This is a genomic window from Oceanicaulis alexandrii DSM 11625 (genome assembly GCF_000420265.1).
GTDB lineage: Bacteria > Pseudomonadota > Alphaproteobacteria > Caulobacterales > Maricaulaceae > Oceanicaulis > Oceanicaulis alexandrii.
Window position 1 is genome coordinate 1763680 of record NZ_ATUP01000001.1, and the last position, 15827, is coordinate 1779506.

Below are 15827 nucleotides of genomic sequence, written 5' to 3' on the forward strand. Positions count from 1 at the left end.
GCAAGCAAGACTAGGTCTGACAGCCTTTATAAGATCGCCACCAGGCCACGTAACGCTGCAACCCTTCGGTGAGCATCACCTTGGGTTTATAGCCGATCTTGGCGTTTAGCCGGCTGATGTCAGCATAGGTGGCCGTCACATCGCCCGGCTGCATGGGGCGCATGATTTTCTTCGCTTCCATCCCCAGAGCGTCTTCCAGAGAGGCGATCATATCCATCAGGCCAACGGGCTGACTGTCGCCAATATTGTAAATCTCGTGAGCGCCCCGGTCGGGCGGCGCATCCAGCACGCCGATCACACCGTCAATGATATCATCAATATAGGTGAAGTCGCGGGCCATCTGGCCCTGGCCATAAACCTCGATCGGTTCGCCGCGGGCGATCATCTCGGCGAATTTGTAATAGGCCATGTCCGGCCGGCCCCACGGACCGTAGACGGTGAAAAACCGCAATCCTGTTTGCGGAAAGCCGTAGAGATGGGCGTAGCTCTGGCTGATCAGCTCGCACGAGCGTTTGGTGGCGGCGTATAGGGAAACCGGTGAGACGGTAGGATCGCTTTCCTTGAAGCCTTCGCCCGTAAGGGGGCGGTCGCCATAGACCGAGCTGGATGAGGCGTACACCAGATGCTCGACCGCGTTATGACGTGCCGCCTCCAGCACAGACAGGTGCCCGGCAAGGTTTGAGCGCTCATAGGCGAAGGGATTTTCGATGGAGTAGCGGACTCCAGCCTGAGCGGCCAGATGCACGATCCGTTTCGCGCCGGAGCGCGCCACAAGCGCATTGAGCGCTTCATGGTCGGCGATATCGGCGCGGACCAGCTCAAAACCCGTGTGCGCGCACAGCCGGGCGGCGCGCGCCTCTTTCAGGTCCGGGTCGTAATAGGCGTTAAATCCGTCAATGCCGATAACGGTTTCACCACGCGCCAGCAAACGCTCCGCTGTATGCATGCCGATGAAACCGGCGGCGCCGGTGACGATCACAGGCGAGGTCATGCCTGCAGTCTCCCTCCCCGTCGCGGGACGCCTAGGGCGCGCGAACGGTGTTATGTACTTCATCGTCTGCGGCGCAATGAAGATCGGACGGCCAAGGCTGTCAGGTCACGCAGAGATGATCAGCCGCCAGAAAAGACGACTGATTCCTGCCGCGACCATGCCCCAAGCCGCCCCAAGCGTCCATATCCCGGTCGCTGTGAGGGCATAAGGCGCCTAGACACCCTCGCCGGCGAAGGCTTTTTCGACCACGAAATCGCCCGGTTTGGCGTTCGACCCCTCCTCAAAGCCGCGGGCTTCGAGCATGGCTTTCAGCTCGCCCAGCATCGCCATGGAGCCGCAGATCATCACCCGGTCGGTTTCGGGGTTAAGGGCGGGACGGTCGATCATCTCAAAGAGCGCGCCGGTCTCGATCAAGGTGGTTATGCGGCCCTGTCGTGGCCCGTCCTCGCGGGTGACGCTGTCAAAATAGACAAGGCGGCCAGCTGCGGCCTCCCCCACTAAAGGATCGGTCTTCAGCGCTTCCACAAGACCGCGCGAATAAGTCAGCTCCGGGCTGGTGCGGCAGGTATGGGTGAAAACCACCTCGTCAAACTGCTCATAGACGCTCGGCTCGCGGATCAGGCTTGCGAACGGCGCAGCCCCGGTGCCGGTCGACAGCATGTACAGGCGCTTGCCAGGCTTGAGCGCATCGGTGACCAGCGTGCCGGTGGGCTTGCGACCGACCAGCACCCGGTCGCCGGGCCGGATATGGCGCAGGCGCGAGGTCAGGGCGCCGTTCTCCACCTTGATGGAGTAAAACTCCAAAGTGTCGTCCCAGCTCGGGCTCGCCACGGAATAGGCGCGCAGAACAGGTTTCTTTTCGCCTTCCAGACCAATCATCAGAAACTCGCCCGGCCGAAACCTCAGGGTCGAAGGCCGCGCCGTGCGAAAGCGGAACAGGTCATCGGTGAAATGCTCCACCTCAGTGACCTTGCAAGCGAAGAATGCGCCTTGGTCGATCACGTCCGCGTCTTGGGCGACATCAAGCATATCGGTCTCCTTCAGGCGCTCAGGCCCGCAGCAGCGTCCGGTTCCGTCCAGGGCGGAACTGGCAGCCCGCGGGCGCGCAGGAATTCAGGATTGAAGAGTTTGCCGGCGTAGCGGGCGCCGGAATCACACAAGAGGGTGACAATGGTCTTGCCCGGTCCAAGGTCTTTCGCGAGGGAGATCGCGCCCGCGATATTCACCCCGGCGGACCCGCCCAGCGACAAGCCCTCGGTCTGAATGAGATCAAACAGGATCGGCAGGAAGTCAGCATCCTCGATGCGATAGGCGTGATCGACCTCAAGGCCTTCCAGTTGGCCGGTGATCCGGCCCACGCCGATGCCTTCGGTGATCGAGCCGCCCTGTGATTTGAGTTCGCCTTGGGTGAACCACGAATAGAGCGCGCCGCCTGCGGGATCGGCGAGACCGATCTTGACGGCGGGTTTGGCGGCTCGCAGGGCGGAGGCGATCCCGGCCAGTGATCCGCCAGTCCCGGCGGCGCAAATGAAACCGTCGACCTGGCCGTCTGTCTGTTCAAGGATTTCGCGGCCGGTGGTGGCGGCATGGAAGGCCTTGTTGGCGGGATTATCAAACTGGTTCGCCCAGACAGCGTTGGGCAGGCTGTCAGCGATCCGTCGCGAGGCGTGGACGAAATGGTGTTCGCTGGAATAGGGCGCAGGATCGACTTCGATAATCTGCGCGCCAGCTGCGATGAGGGCTTCGCGCTTGCCGGCGCTTTGCCCGCGCGGCATTACGATCAGCGCCTTGTATCCGAGCGCGCCCGCGACCAGCGCCAAGCCGATGCCGGTGTTGCCTGCCGTGCCCTCGACGATGACGCCGCCGGGCGTGAGCGATCCGTCCGCCTCCGCCGCGCAGATCAGCCCAAGCGCCGTGCGATCCTTCACCGAGCCTCCGGGATTGAGAAACTCGGCCTTGCCGAAAATTTCACAGCCCGTGGCGTCTGACGCAGCCTTCAGGCGGATCAGCGGCGTGTCGCCGATCAGCTCCACAATCGGTGCGGTCATGTCATGCCCTCTTTGATCAGCCGCCTCAGATCAGGCGGACGGCGCCGGCGCGTTTGGCGCGCGCGGCGCGAACCGGATCAAAGATGCCGCACTCTTCGCGGTCCTGACCAGCCCAGCGGCCATCTCGAGAGCCGGGCGCGTCAGAGGGCGCGGTGCAGGGCCAGCACCCGATCGACGCGTAGCCGTCTTCCGTCAACGGGTGCCGGGGCAGGTCCAGCGCCTTGTAGCGCGCCGAGACCTCTTCTGGGTTCAGGAAGGAGAAAGGGTTGATCTTCACCCGCTCACCATCAAATTCCACGGCCGGAATGTCGCCGCGCTGACCGCCATGATAGCGCTTTCGGCCCGTAATCAGGGCGTCATACGGGTCGAGCGCGCGGCCGAGCGGGCGGACCTTGCGCAGATCACAGCAGGCCTGCCCGTCCCGGTCATACAGCGTCTCGTCAGGGTCCTGGGCGCGGACCTCGTCTTTCTCAGGGCTCAACACCTGAAGGTTGGACAGGCCCAGATGGTCGACCAGATGGTCGCGATACCGCAGCGTCTGGGGAAAATGCAGGCCGGTGTCGAGAAACAGGATCGGCGTGTCAGAGGCGATCTTGGCCACCAGCGCCAGCCCCAGCGCGGCCTCTGCGCCGAAGGAGGACAGCATGGCCATGCGTCCGCCATAGACCTCGGCGGCGCGCGTGAGAATGGTTTCAGGCGAGGCGCCGTCCAGCTCCGCCGCCAGCGCTTCGGCGGTCGCCTTGCGCGCCGCCAGCGCCCGAATGTGCAGGGCGGTCGGGCGCGCCGTCACAGCGCCGGGATCAGGCTGGTAGATATAGGGCGCGCCGCCCGTATTACGGTTGCGGGCGGGGCCTTCGGGACGTTCGATATCCACCGCGTCAAACCCCATCCGCAACAAATCGTCGACCTGATCAGGCAGCACAGGGCCGACTGCGCGCAGTTCGCCCTCAAACCCTGAGCGTCGCAGCAGCGCGGCGAGCGAGAAGCCGCGCCCATCCTTGAAGCTCGGGAAGCGGATCACGACGCGGTGCACGCCGTGAATTGCGGTTTGGGCCTCTGAGAACGCCGTGTCGCCCGCCAGCTCGACAGAGTGCGGTTCGACCCGGGCGAGAGCATCACGCGCCATAGACGGCCTCCTTGAAGGGTTCTGTTCCCAGACGGTTGAGGGTCTGGATGAAGGTTTCCTGGGGTAGAGCGTGCTCGGCATAGACGCGCACGCAGGCGATGACGGCGGTGACGGCGTCATCCGCCGATAGGCCGGGGCCAAGGATCTTGCCGATAGCGGCGGCGCCGTCCCCGACGCCCCCCAGGGTGAGCTGGTAAACCTCCACCCCCGCCTTATCGACGCCCAGAAGGCCGATATTGGCCACGTGGTGATGGCCGCAGGCATTGATGCAGCCTGAAATCTTGATCGTCAGGTCGCCGGTGGCGTCATCCAGTCCCGCCTGGTGCAGCCCGGTCGAAATGGCTTGCGCGATGGGGATGGAGCGGGCGTTGGCGAGATTGCAGTAATCAAGTCCCGGGCAGGCGACGATGTCGCTGGCGCGTCCGGCGTTCGGCGTGGCGAGTCCGGCCTCATCCAGCAGCGCGAACAGCGTGCCCAGCGCCGCCTTGTCCACATGGGGCAGAACCAGATTCTGCTCCTTGCTGACCCGGATTTCGCTCAGGGCGAACCGGTCGGCGATGTCGGCGATCAAATCCATCTGATCCGCGCTGGCGTCACCGGGCGTTTCACCGGGCGCTTTGAGCGGGATCACCACGACGGCGCGGTTTTTAACCTTGTGCGGCTTCACATTCACCGCGCGCCAGCGGGCGAAGGCGGAGCCTGTGGGGATGTTCGTCAGCGCTTCACCCGGCGCCGGCGGGGCGAAATAACCGCTGACGCGCTCGATTTCTTCAACGGGCAAAGTCAGGGCGCGGCCCCGGCTCGCGGCGTACTCGGCTTCGACAGCGTCGCGGAAGGCGTCCGGCCCCATGGCGTCCACAAGGATCTTGATGCGCGCCTTGTAGAGATTGTCCCGGCGGCCCTCGAGATTATAGACGCGCAGGATCGAGGTCAGATAGGCGAGCAGTTCGCGTTGGGGCAGGAAATCACGGATGATTTTCGCCACCACAGGCGTACGTCCCTGACCACCGCCCACATGCACCTCAAACCCGATCTCGCCGGCGTCGTTCTGCACCAGGCGCAAGCCGATATCGTGCACGCCGATGGCGGCGCGGTCCTCAGGGGAGCCCGTGACCGCGATCTTGAACTTGCGCGGCAGCCAGGTGAATTCGGGGTGCGTGGTGGACCATTGCCGGATCAGCTCGCACCAGGGGCGCGGATCGGCGATTTCGTCCGCCGCAGCGCCCGCGAACGGGTCGGTCGTGGTGTTGCGGATGGTGTTGCCCGAGGTCTGGATGGCGTGCATCTGCACTCCGGCCAGATGGTCGAGCACGTCTGGAATATCCACCAGCGCCGGCCAGTTATACTGGATGTTCTGGCGTGTGGTGAAATGGCCGTAACCGCGATCATACGTACGCGCCACATAGGCGAGCGAACGCAATTGCTCTGACGACAGAACGCCATAGGGGATGGCGACCCGCAGCATATAGGCGTGCAGCTGCAGATAGACGCCGTTCATCAGCCGCAGCGGTTTGAACTCGTCCTCGCTCAGGGCGCCAGACAAGCGCGCATGCACCTGTTCGCGAAACTCCGCCGTGCGCGCATCGAGCACCGCCCGGTCGATCTCGTCATACTTATACATGCGTGGCGCCCCGCTTGGTCGAACCGGCGCTGGGACCGGACAGGCGGATGGTCTCGCGTACATGCTTGCGGCCCGCCGGGCTGAACGCTTCGACGTCCGCACCGATCTCGATGGCGTAAGGGCCGACCACGAGCAGGATGTCGCGCAGGGCGACGTTAAGCGCTGTTTCGGTCTGGTCGTTGTTCAGGCGGATGGCTTCATCGGCGTTTTCAGTCCAGCTGTGATCGGCGGCTAGATAGACGACGCGACCGTCGGTGAGGCGGTTTGCTGTGATGGTTTTCATGCAGCGTGCTCCAGAGCTTGAAGGCTGAGGCTTGCGAGATGACCTGGCGCGCGCGCCACCACCTCGCCGATCACGAGGACTGCAGGACCGCTGAGCTTTTCAGACGAAATCGTGTGCGCCAGCGCGTCGAGCGTGGTGAAGACCCGCCGCTCGGTGCTCAGGCTGGCGTTCTCTATGATCCCCACAGGCGTCGCGGGTGAGCGTCCGGCTTCAACCAGACGACGCGACAGGGTCGCGGCCACGGCCACGCCCATATAGACCACAAGGGTGTGGGTTGAGGCGGCGAGCGCGGCGTAATCAAGGTCCGGCCCGCCCAGCTTCGGACGTCCCGTCACAAAGGTCACCGCCTGGGCGGCGTCACGATGGGTCAGCGGGATCTGGGCCTGGGCGCCCGCGGCCAGCGCCGCGGAGATGCCGGGCGTCACATGGGCTTCAATGCCTGCGGCGCGTACGGCTTCGACTTCCTCGCCGCCGCGCCCGAATATGAAGCTGTCTCCGCCTTTCAGCCGCACCACACGGCGGCCGAGCTTGGCCTGCTCGATCAGGATTTCGCAAATCCGCTCCTGCGGCACCGGGTGGTCGCCCTGGCGCTTGCCCACATCAATGCGATGGGCGTCGCGGCGCGCGCGGTCAATGATTTCAGGCGAGACCAGCCGGTCATGCACGATCACGTCCGCGTCCCGGATCAGACGCGCGGCTTTCACCGTCAGAAGTTCAGGATCGCCCGGCCCGGCGCCGACCAGATGCACCACGCCTTTGGGGGTGGGGGCGTCATCTTTCAGGGCGTCCAGAAGCGCATGGCGCACGCCGTCTTCATCGCCGGCGTCGGCCAGCTGTGCGGCGGGGCCGCGCAGGGCGCGCTCCCAGTATTTACGGCGAGCGTCGACACTGGGAAACGCATCCATGACACGACTGCGCAGCCCTTTGGCGGTTTGCGCGAGCAAACCTACGCCCGGAGCGATCACGCTTTCCAGCGCACTGCGAAGATCACGCACAAGGACAGGGCCGGCGCCGCCAGAGGACAGGGCGATGGTGATCGCGCCACGATCAATCAGGGCGGGGGTGTAGAAATCGCACAGCGGCAGATTGTCGACTACATTAACCAGCGCCCCGGCCTTGCGGGCTTTGTTGGCGAGTTTCACCGCGCGCTTCTCATCCTCGATCCCGATGAAGACGAGACGCGCGCCCTTGAACACATCATGGGGTCGAGCCCGGGTGTCGATGCGGGTGTTGGGGTTCAGATCAGTGGGCAAGACCGGAGAAACGCCGAGCGTGCACCAGATCAGCTCACAGGGCGCGGTCCGAAACAAACGCAGCTTGTTCAGCGCGGGTTCGCCGGAACCCAGCACCACCACACGGGCGCCGGAGAGAGGGATGGCGGGCAGGAACTGGTCCATAGACGGAGGCCTCTTATAAATCGGCCTCGACCTTCGCCGTCACGAGAACTTTTTACAAATCAGTATTTTTGCGTCATATAGAAAGAAATTCTTTTCAATGGTGATGTGTGGCCGGTCTCGCTCCTCTCAACGCTCTGCGCGCTTTTGAAGCCGCCGCCCGCCAGGGCGGGTTTGTCGGCGCGGCGGAGGAACTCAATGTCACGCCCGCCGCCGTGGGCCAGCAGGTGCGCCAGCTGGAAGCGTTGATTGGCGCGCCCTTGTTTGAGCGCGAAGGCCGCAAGCTCATCCTGACCGAGCGCGGGGCGGCGGCGCTGGAGCCGTTACGGCGCGGGTTCGAGCTGATGGGCGAGGCGAGCGCCGCCTTGCGGGTGGCTCAGGCGGCGCCGACCCTCACGCTGGCGGCGGATCACGACATCATGACCGCCTGGCTCGGCCGGGATTTGTCAGGCGTCGACGTCGCGATCCGCCTGGTCCCGGTCGGGGAGGAGGCTGACCTGACCCTGAAGCGTTCCAGTCTTGCGACCGTACCCGCAGAGGCGGAGCGGGTGATGGAGGAGGTCCTGACCCCTTTGGCGCGGCCGGGTCTTGTGCCGTCCGAGGCCGGGCTAGACGTGCTTGAGAGGTTGCCGCTGATTGAGGATAGCCGCAGCGGGTTGAGCTGGGCGGACTGGCTCAGCGCGCGGGGCGGATATGGGCTTGAGGCGCAAGCGCGCTTGAAAGTCAGCGAGTCTCTCGCCGCTCTGGCTTTGGCGGAGCAGGGCGCCGGGATCGTTCTGGGGCGCAAGCCGCTCGCTTATGACGCCATACGCGCCGGGCGGCTGGCGCCGGTATTCGCCAATGGCGACCAGCCCAGCGATCAGGCCTATTTCCTTCACTATGCCGCCGGACGATCACCGTCCGCTGTCGCCACACGCATCGCCCAGCACCTCAAGGCGTGCGCCGCGGCGCGTCAGGATCTTGCAGGCGAGCTGTGATCAGCGTGCCAGAGCGGAGAGCGGGCGGACGGGTCCCATCTCCGACTCGATATCGGGTGCAGGGTGAACGTCAGGCCACAGCCAATGGGCCAGAGCTTCCAGACTGTCGACAATGCCCGGGCTGGAGCGGCTGAACAGGCGATTGCCGTCAAACACAGTGAGCTGGCAGCCCTGAGCCTCCAGCTGACGCAGGGCGGCGATGGCGTCTGGATCGCCCGCAATGTCCTCTAGCGTACGCGCGGCGGGAAAACCGCAGGGCGCGATCACCAGCCGCTCAGGTTTGAGGGCGAGAACATCCGTCCAGCTGGTTGTCCTACTGGGACGACCGGCGGTGTCGCCGACATCCTCGCCGCCCGCGAGCGTGATCAGCTCATGCATCCAGTGGCCGCCTATGAAGGGCGGGCTGGTCCAGTCCAGAAGCACGGTCCGCGGCTGCGGGCCGGGCAGCGCCTGCGTACGCTTGGCGACGGAGTCGATCCTGGCCTGAAGGCTGGCGCGGAGCGCTGCAGCGCGGTCGCTGACACTGGCGGCGTCTCCGATCAGGCTGATGGTCTCAAGGATGTCGCCGAGCGAAAAAGGCTCCAGATTGATGAGCGTGGGCTGAGGGTCGAGACCGCTCAGGACAGCGCTGACCTCGGCGCCGGAAACCGCGCAGACATCACACAGGGCCTGACTGATCACCAGATCAGGTTTGAGCGCGGCCAGGGCCTGCGCATCCAGGGCATAGATTGCGTCCTGACCTGCGAGCTTTGCGCGCACGGCGTCGTCGATCTCACGCGCGGTCTGCGCCTCAAACAATGCGCTGGTCAGGGCCGGCAGGGTTCGGACTTGAGGCGGCCAGTCACAGCAATGGGAGACCGCGACCAGATTATCGGTTAGGCCCAGGGCGGCGACGATCTCGGTCGAGCTGGCGAGCAGGGAAGCGATGCGCATGCGACCGGGTCTAGCGGTCAGGCGTGGGACGCGAGACGAAAGGCGCGACGCCAGTCATCAGATGGTAGATCATGCTGGCGGGAACATGCGTGACCGCCGGCTCGAAATCCTGGTCAAGCCTGTCCACCCAACCATGCGCTGGGCCCTTGTTGAGGAAGCGGGCATGGATCTCGTCGATCATCGCTTTCACAGGCGCCTGCGGCGAACCCAGCGTGATATAGGTGCGGAGCCGTTCAAGCTGGGGCCAAAGCCGATATCCGGCATCCCCATTGCCCAGAACATTCAGCGCCATGCCGTCACGGATGCCATGGCTTTCTGTGAAAGCGTGAATGCGGCGCAGCCAGCTGCCGCAATCACGGCCCACCAGCCGGTCCGTTTCGCTCAGAAGATAAATCCACTCATAGCAATGGCCAGGTTCGATCCGGTCGTCGCGAATGCGCGTCCAGTCCGGACCAAAACGTTCCAGCACGGCGCCGGTTTCAGGCGCGAACATGAAGCGCTCAAACAAGGTGGCGAGGGTCTGGATGCGCTCGGCTGAGGCCGTGTCTCCCATGACCTCGTAATAGCGCAGGCTGGCTTCCAGAAGATGCATGTGCGGATTGGACAGCTTGCCGCCGCCGCCGGTCTCGTGATCCACCCAGCCGCCATAAAGGTCGTCAGCGAACAGCTCGTCGATCAGGGCGAAGGCCTCTTCCGCCAGCGCCTGCCCGCGTGGATCGCCCAGGCCTGCGAGTTCCGCGCCGGCCAGCGCCACGAAGGCATGGTCGTAAAAGTCACGGCGGGGATCATTGATCTTGCCCTGGCCGTCAAACCCGTGCGCCCAGCCGCCCTGAGGAGACCGCGCCGGACCGTCCAGGAAGCGGATCGCGGCTTCGATCACCGTATCCGCGGCGCCGTCCGGGTTCCAGCCCAGATGCTTGGCGCGCGCGAAGCTGAACAATTGCCGGGGCGCGACCCGGCCGCGTCGGGGCAGGCCGGGCGCAGCCTCGCCCTGCAGGTCCAGCCCCTCGATGAAGCCGCCCGTTTCAGGGTCGACGGCCCGCGCGGCCCAGCCCGGCATCACCGTGTTCCACAGCCAATCGCCCAAGGATTGGCGCTGGTCCGCACGCAGCAGCGTCTGTCCCAGGCTCTGGATGCCGGATACGGCGGGTTTGATCCCGGCGGCCCCGTCCAGGCTCGACACCAGCACGGCGTCGCGTGTGGCGATCACGGCGATGGCGTCCAGCCCGTGCACGGCCACTTTCGGCCCGGATGACTGGATGAACACGCGCTCCGCCCCGGGGGCGACCACGGCGCCGCGCAGAACGACCGGATCATGGGCCGCCTCGGCGTGCAGGGCGTGCACGGCGCGGAAATCACCCACATCGCTCCAGCCCATGGAGGCGGGCAGCACGGAAATATTGTCCGCCGCTTCCATCACCGCATAGTCGATGGATTCAGACCGACATTGGGAGAACAAGGTCCGGTCCAGCTGACCTTCTTCGGTGAGCGCGGCTTGCACGCTCTCCAGAATGTCGGGCGCATGAGCGGCCAGCGCCTCGCGCATCACCCGGGCGGTGAACATGAAAATGCCGGCGTTCCAGTAAAAGCGGCCGGTTTCGATATAGGTGCGAGCGGTCTCTACATCGGGCTTTTCAACAAAGCGCGCCACAGGCTTGGCGGCGCTATCGGCGGGAAGCGCCTCGATATAGCCATAGCCGGTGGCGGGAAAGTCAGGCTTGATCCCGAAGGTGACGATCTGCCCCTCGCAGGCGGCGGGCTGGGCGTTGCGGATGGTGCGGTGAAACGCGGCCACATCCTTGATGTGGTGGTCCGCAGGCAGGATCAGCAGGATTTCCTCAGGATCGGCCAGCAAGGTCGCCGCGGCGATGGCGGGCGCTGAATTGCGGCCCATGGGTTCAAGTACGAGGCGAACGCCGGGCAGCTCTTGTTGCAGCGCATCACGATGGCGGCTGGAGCCGATCGCCATGGCCGGTCCGAACAGGCCGTCATCGCTGACGCGCGCCAGGGTTTCGGCCACCATGGATTGCGGACCGGTCAGAGGCAGGAATTGCTTGGGGGTTCGGGGCGTGGACAGGGGCCAAAGGCGAGTGCCGCCGCCGCCGCACAATATGACGGGCGTGACTTTGGTCATGTTCGCTCTCCCCCGGATGGTCAATCCCGCGCCTGAACGCCTGTCAGCTATCGCAGGTGCTCACACGCCTTGCAATCATTTGTTTGCAGGGCTCGCCAGTCGGGCGCGTCGCTGCGGTTTCAGGCATGGTCAGGCTTGCGGACCTGATGGTCTCGCCTCCGCTTCGCCCCCACTGAGCGCCGCCCAGGCGTCATGCTGGGACAAGAAAACCTCACCGCTCAGGGCTTTGAGAAAATGCGTGTCCTTGAGCTTGTCCATCACCGGGCCCTTGACCTCTGAAAGGTGCAGCCGGACGCCCATCTCCGACAATTGGGTGTTGAGCGTTTCCAGTGTCTCCAGCGCCGAATAATCCACCTCGTTCACCGCCGAACACATCAGCACCACATCACGGATTGTTTGGGCGTCCCGGCTCAGCCGGTTGAGGATCATGTCCTCAAGGAAGTTGGCGTTGGCGAAGTACAGGCTCTCATCAATGCGCAGCGTCAAGAGAGAGGGCGTGGTCTCCACGGCGTGGCGGTGGATGTTGCGAAAGTGCTGGGTGCCCGGTACGCGCCCCACTTCGGCGATATGAGGTTTGAAGGTCTTGGTGATGTGCAACAGCACCGACAACACCACGCCGGACGCGACGCCCACCTCCACGCCCAGCGACAAGGTCAGCAAAATGGTGGCGAACACCGCGATGAAATCGGAGGTGGAATACCGCCAGGTCGACTTCAGGATGGAGAAATTCACCAGGCTGAGCACGGCGACAATAATTGTGGCCGCCAGAGTCGCCTTGGGCAGAAAATAGATCAGCGGGGTCAGCGAAATCGCGGCGAGCGCCAGGCCGATCGCTGTGAACGCGCCGGCGGCTGGGGTTTGCGCTCCGGCGTCGAAATTGACGACGGATCGGGCGAACCCGCCCGTGACCGGATATCCGCCGGTGAACGCCGCGCCGAGATTGGCCGCGCCCAGTCCGATCAGCTCCTGGTCGGGGTCAATGCGCTGGCGCTTTTTGGCGGCGAGCGTCTTGGCCACCGAGACCGATTCCACAAAGCCGATGATCGAGATCAGGACCGCGGGAATGAACAGGGCGCGCATCAGCTCCAGCGACAAATCCGGCGCAGTCAGGGGCGGCAGGCTCTGGGGCACGTCGCCCACCAGCGCGACGCCGCGGGCTTCAAGATCAAACCCCCAGGCGAGGGCGGTGGTCGCCGCCACCGCCACGACGGGCCCGGCCTTGGTGATGAAATCGGCCAGACGCACATTCACGCCGAGCCTGACCAGCACGGGCTTCAACCCCGAGCGCACCCCGAACAGGACTGCGATGACGCTGAAACCAATCGCAGCCGTCAGTCCATGCACATCGCCGGCATGGGCGACGAGCGAGAGGATCATCTCGATCAGAGTATGGCCTTCGGCCGATACGCCCAGCACGTGTTTGAGCTGGCTTGCGGCGATCAGAACGCCGGAGGCGGTGATGAAGCCGGCGATGACCGGATGACTGAGAAAGTTCGCAAGGAAACCCAGCCTCAATAATCCCAGCACGACCAGAAAGCCGCCTGACAGGAAGGCCAGAGTCAGCGCCGCTGCGGCGTAGCCGGCGGTTCCGGCTTCAGCCACCTGGCCGATGGTGGAGGCGGTCAGCAAAGACACCACGGCGACAGGCCCGACCGCCAGCGCCCGGCTGGTGCCGAACAGGGCGTACAGAAGGATAGGGGCGATGGAGGCGTAAATCCCCGCTTCAGGCGGCAGTCCGGCCAACAAGGCGTAGGCGAGCGATTGCGGGATCAGCATCAAGGTGACGATCACCGCAGCTGTCAGATCATGCCCAAGCGCGGCTTTGTCGTAGGTGCGACCCCAGTCGAAGATCGGAAAATAGCGTTTGAAACTGGCCATGGGCCAAGGATCGCCTTTCAAAGGGGTTCGCTGTGTCGCTCAGTTGAGCGTGCGCCTGACATCAGGGTCAGACCTGTCCATTATTGGTCCGCCTGACGAGGATGTCAGCCAGTAATCCCTTGAAAAATGAACCCGGACGTGCGGCCTCCTGTCGCCCGTTCGCAGCGTTTCACGGCTGGGCCGGCGCGAATTGTGTCTGGCCGGGACCTTGATGGTGAGCGGATTTTACAGCGAGGCGACGCCCCATCGCGGGGCATGGAACGCCCAGGCATGCTTGATGATGGTTTGAGCGTCCGAGAAGGCGGGCTCGAAACCAAGAAGCTCGCGCGCCAAGCGGGTGTCGGAGATCAGCTGCGCGGCGTCTCCCGCCCTGCGGGGAGAAATCGAGTGGGGCACAGGCCTGCCAGTGACGCTTTCGACCGCGTCCAGGATTTGTTTGACGGAAATGCCTGATCCGGTTCCAAGATTGCAGGCGAAAGACGGTGCTCCATCTCGCAAGCGGTCCAACGCCTTGAGGTGAGCTTGGGCGAGATCCGTCACGTGGATGTAATCGCGTACGCATGTGCCGTCTGGCGTCTCGTAGTCATCTCCAAACAGGTGCATGGGCCCACCAAGCCCGGCTGCGGCCTTGAGCGCATTGGGCACCAGATGGGTCTCGGGGTCATGCTCTTCGCCGATCTCTCCATCCGGGCTCGCGCCAGCCGCGTTGAAATAGCGCAGAGCGGCATAGTTGAGCGTCCCGATCCCAGAGACATCTTCCAGCATGAGTTCGACCACATGTTTGGTCTGGCCATAGACGTTGACTGGCGTTCGGGGCTCATCCTCGGTGATAGGAAGCGTTTGGGGCTCGCCATAGACGGCGCAGGTGGATGAGAAGACCAGATGGCGCAGATCCGAGCGCTCCATGGCCTGGAGCAGTGCGATGACCCCGGCGACATTGTTGTCCCAGAACGCCAGCGGCTCGCGCTGGCCTTCGCCAACCTCGATATTCGCGGCGAAGTGCATGACGGCGTCGATGTGCTGGTCTGACATCGCCTGTGTCACGGCGCTGACATTGCGCACATCTTGCTCGATCAGAGGTCCCCATTTCACCGCGTGGCGGTGACCGCGAGACAAGTTGTCGAGGACGATCGGCGTATCGCCTCTTTCAGCGAGCGCTTTACAGATGTGCGAACCGATATAGCCCGCGCCGCCAACGACCAATACTCGCATCAAGGCCCCCATTGCTGCGTTGCAGTGTAAAGAAAGCGAGCGGAAAGCGCGAGCGCAATAGTTGCAAAATCCGCAAGTTGAAGCGCGAGGAATGAGGGTGCGCCGGTCAGTGACGCTGAGCCTGTCTCTTGCGCAGGGCGGTGAAGCTTCTGCCTTCAGGGCGCTCGCAAAGCCGGCTCACCGGCGACAGAGAAGCGGGCTCTGGGTTAATGCGTCATTATCTATAAACACAGGCTAACCACTATACTTGGACGCTGCTGCGGACCTGAGCCGCCCCCGCATTTGACAGAACCTCGTGAGGGCGAGAGAAACTCCATTTTTGACAATGATTTAGACGAAGGTTTGGATTTAGATTGTGTTAAGGTTACCCTCAAGTAAAATAAATAAAGCGTTAGGGTAAATTTATATTAAGCAAGTAAATAGTCCGAATTTTATAAGTTAAAAGGCCAGTCTCCTCGTGCGCAGAAGCACGCAGGAGAACAGACGTGTCCACTCAGAATGAGCAACGGTCCCGGCCCACCCTTTTGTCTCTTCTTGGCCTTGCCCTGGCTGGTCTGTGGTTGACCGCTTGCTCAGCCACCACGCCCGGTACACCCCACCTTGTGGCCCATCAGGTGACGGTGCCTCCCGTCGGCGCGTTCGCATTCTGTATGGAAAACCGTGAGGCTTGCGGACTTGTCGACGCCGAGCTGGCGACAAACAATAAAGACATGAGCAAGTCTTCGCCAGCTGTGTTGGAGGAAACGTCAGCAGCGTCTGATGCGTTTTCTGAACAAGAGTATTCTGATGAGCAATTGCTCGCCATGGCGCATGTGGTCAACGCCGCGATCAATACCGCGATCTCCTATCGAAGCGATGCTCTGACCTGGAATATGGAGGAGCGTTGGGTTCTGCCCATCCGATCGGAAGGCGTCACTTATGGGGATTGTGAAGACTTCGCGCTTGAAAAGCGTGCAGCGCTTCTGGAGGCAGGCGCGCCTGCTGACCGGATGCGCATGGCGACAGCCTGGTCACCAGGCACGGGTTTGCACGCTGTCCTGATCTTGCGGCTTGAAGCGGGAGATTATGTGCTGGACAGCGTGTCGCCTCATATCCTTACGGTGGGGCAAACCCGGTATGAGTGGCGCGCGCTTCAGACGGGTCCGAGTCTGCTTGAATGGTCCACGGTCTCAAATGATCCGCTGGGGGCTTCTTCCACGTCTTATACAGCAGGCTGACCGCTGATGAGGC

13 protein-coding genes are annotated in these 15827 nt (G+C 63.6%); 2 read left to right on the forward strand and 11 right to left on the reverse strand.

Translation table 11 applies throughout. The annotated features are described in order from the left end of the window. Positions 1–10: 10 nt before the first annotated feature. From G405_RS0108585 to cysG, 7 genes are all read right to left on the reverse strand, one after another. Positions 11–991 (reverse strand): NAD-dependent epimerase/dehydratase family protein, encoded by a 981-nt coding sequence (locus G405_RS0108585; protein WP_022701107.1) that lies wholly within the window; start codon positions 989–991, stop codon positions 11–13. Between the two features lie 213 nt (positions 992–1204). After that, entirely contained in the window at positions 1205–2020 is an 816-nt protein-coding gene (locus G405_RS0108595) for a ferredoxin--NADP reductase (RefSeq protein ID WP_022701109.1), read from the reverse strand. Positions 2021–2031: 11 nt separating this feature from the next. Continuing rightward, positions 2032–3039, reverse strand: a complete 1008-nt coding sequence (locus tag G405_RS0108600; protein WP_022701110.1) for a cysteine synthase A — start codon at positions 3037–3039, stop codon at positions 2032–2034. Between the two features lie 25 nt (positions 3040–3064). Next, complete coding sequence (locus tag G405_RS15490; protein WP_022701111.1) at positions 3065–4165, reverse strand: phosphoadenylyl-sulfate reductase; 1101 nt, start codon at positions 4163–4165, stop codon at positions 3065–3067. Further along, on the reverse strand, positions 4155–5786 hold the full coding sequence (locus tag G405_RS0108610; protein ID WP_022701112.1) for a nitrite/sulfite reductase: 1632 nt from the start codon (positions 5784–5786) through the stop codon (positions 4155–4157). The genes G405_RS15490 and G405_RS0108610 overlap by 11 nt, the downstream gene beginning before the upstream one ends. Further along, positions 5779–6069: a DUF2849 domain-containing protein gene (locus G405_RS0108615; protein WP_022701113.1), complete on the reverse strand. Its 291-nt coding sequence runs from the start codon at positions 6067–6069 to the stop codon at positions 5779–5781. The genes G405_RS0108610 and G405_RS0108615 overlap by 8 nt, the downstream gene beginning before the upstream one ends. Beyond that, positions 6066–7466, reverse strand: a complete 1401-nt coding sequence (gene cysG, locus G405_RS0108620; RefSeq protein ID WP_022701114.1) for a siroheme synthase CysG — start codon at positions 7464–7466, stop codon at positions 6066–6068. The genes G405_RS0108615 and cysG overlap by 4 nt, the downstream gene beginning before the upstream one ends. Positions 7467–7573: 107 nt before the next feature. Between cysG and G405_RS0108625 the strand changes: the two genes are divergently transcribed. Next, the gene (locus G405_RS0108625) at positions 7574–8440 is read left to right on the forward strand and encodes a LysR family transcriptional regulator (protein ID WP_022701115.1); all 867 of its coding nucleotides are present in this window, start codon (positions 7574–7576) and stop codon (positions 8438–8440) included. Here G405_RS0108625 and G405_RS0108630 read toward each other — a convergent pair whose 3' ends face one another. The 4 genes from G405_RS0108630 to galE form a co-directional block, all read right to left on the reverse strand. Then, positions 8441–9373 carry an ABC transporter substrate-binding protein gene (locus G405_RS0108630; RefSeq protein ID WP_022701116.1) on the reverse strand — a complete coding sequence of 311 codons (933 nt, stop codon included), beginning with the start codon at positions 9371–9373 and terminating at the stop codon, positions 8441–8443. Positions 9374–9383: 10 nt separating this feature from the next. Further along, positions 9384–11507 carry a sugar phosphate nucleotidyltransferase gene (locus G405_RS0108635; RefSeq protein WP_022701117.1) on the reverse strand — a complete coding sequence of 708 codons (2124 nt, stop codon included), beginning with the start codon at positions 11505–11507 and terminating at the stop codon, positions 9384–9386. A 129-nt stretch (positions 11508–11636) separates the two neighbouring features. After that, positions 11637–13385 (reverse strand): SulP family inorganic anion transporter, encoded by a 1749-nt coding sequence (locus G405_RS0108640; protein WP_022701118.1) that lies wholly within the window; start codon positions 13383–13385, stop codon positions 11637–11639. A gap of 225 nt (positions 13386–13610) precedes the next feature. Next, positions 13611–14597 carry a UDP-glucose 4-epimerase GalE gene (gene galE, locus G405_RS0108650; RefSeq protein ID WP_028284669.1) on the reverse strand — a complete coding sequence of 329 codons (987 nt, stop codon included), beginning with the start codon at positions 14595–14597 and terminating at the stop codon, positions 13611–13613. A 710-nt stretch (positions 14598–15307) separates the two neighbouring features. On the opposite strand from galE, the gene G405_RS16520 reads away from it, so the two are divergent. Beyond that, positions 15308–15814 carry a transglutaminase-like cysteine peptidase gene (locus tag G405_RS16520; protein ID WP_169447506.1) on the forward strand — a complete coding sequence of 169 codons (507 nt, stop codon included), beginning with the start codon at positions 15308–15310 and terminating at the stop codon, positions 15812–15814. Positions 15815–15827: the final 13 nt, after the last annotated feature.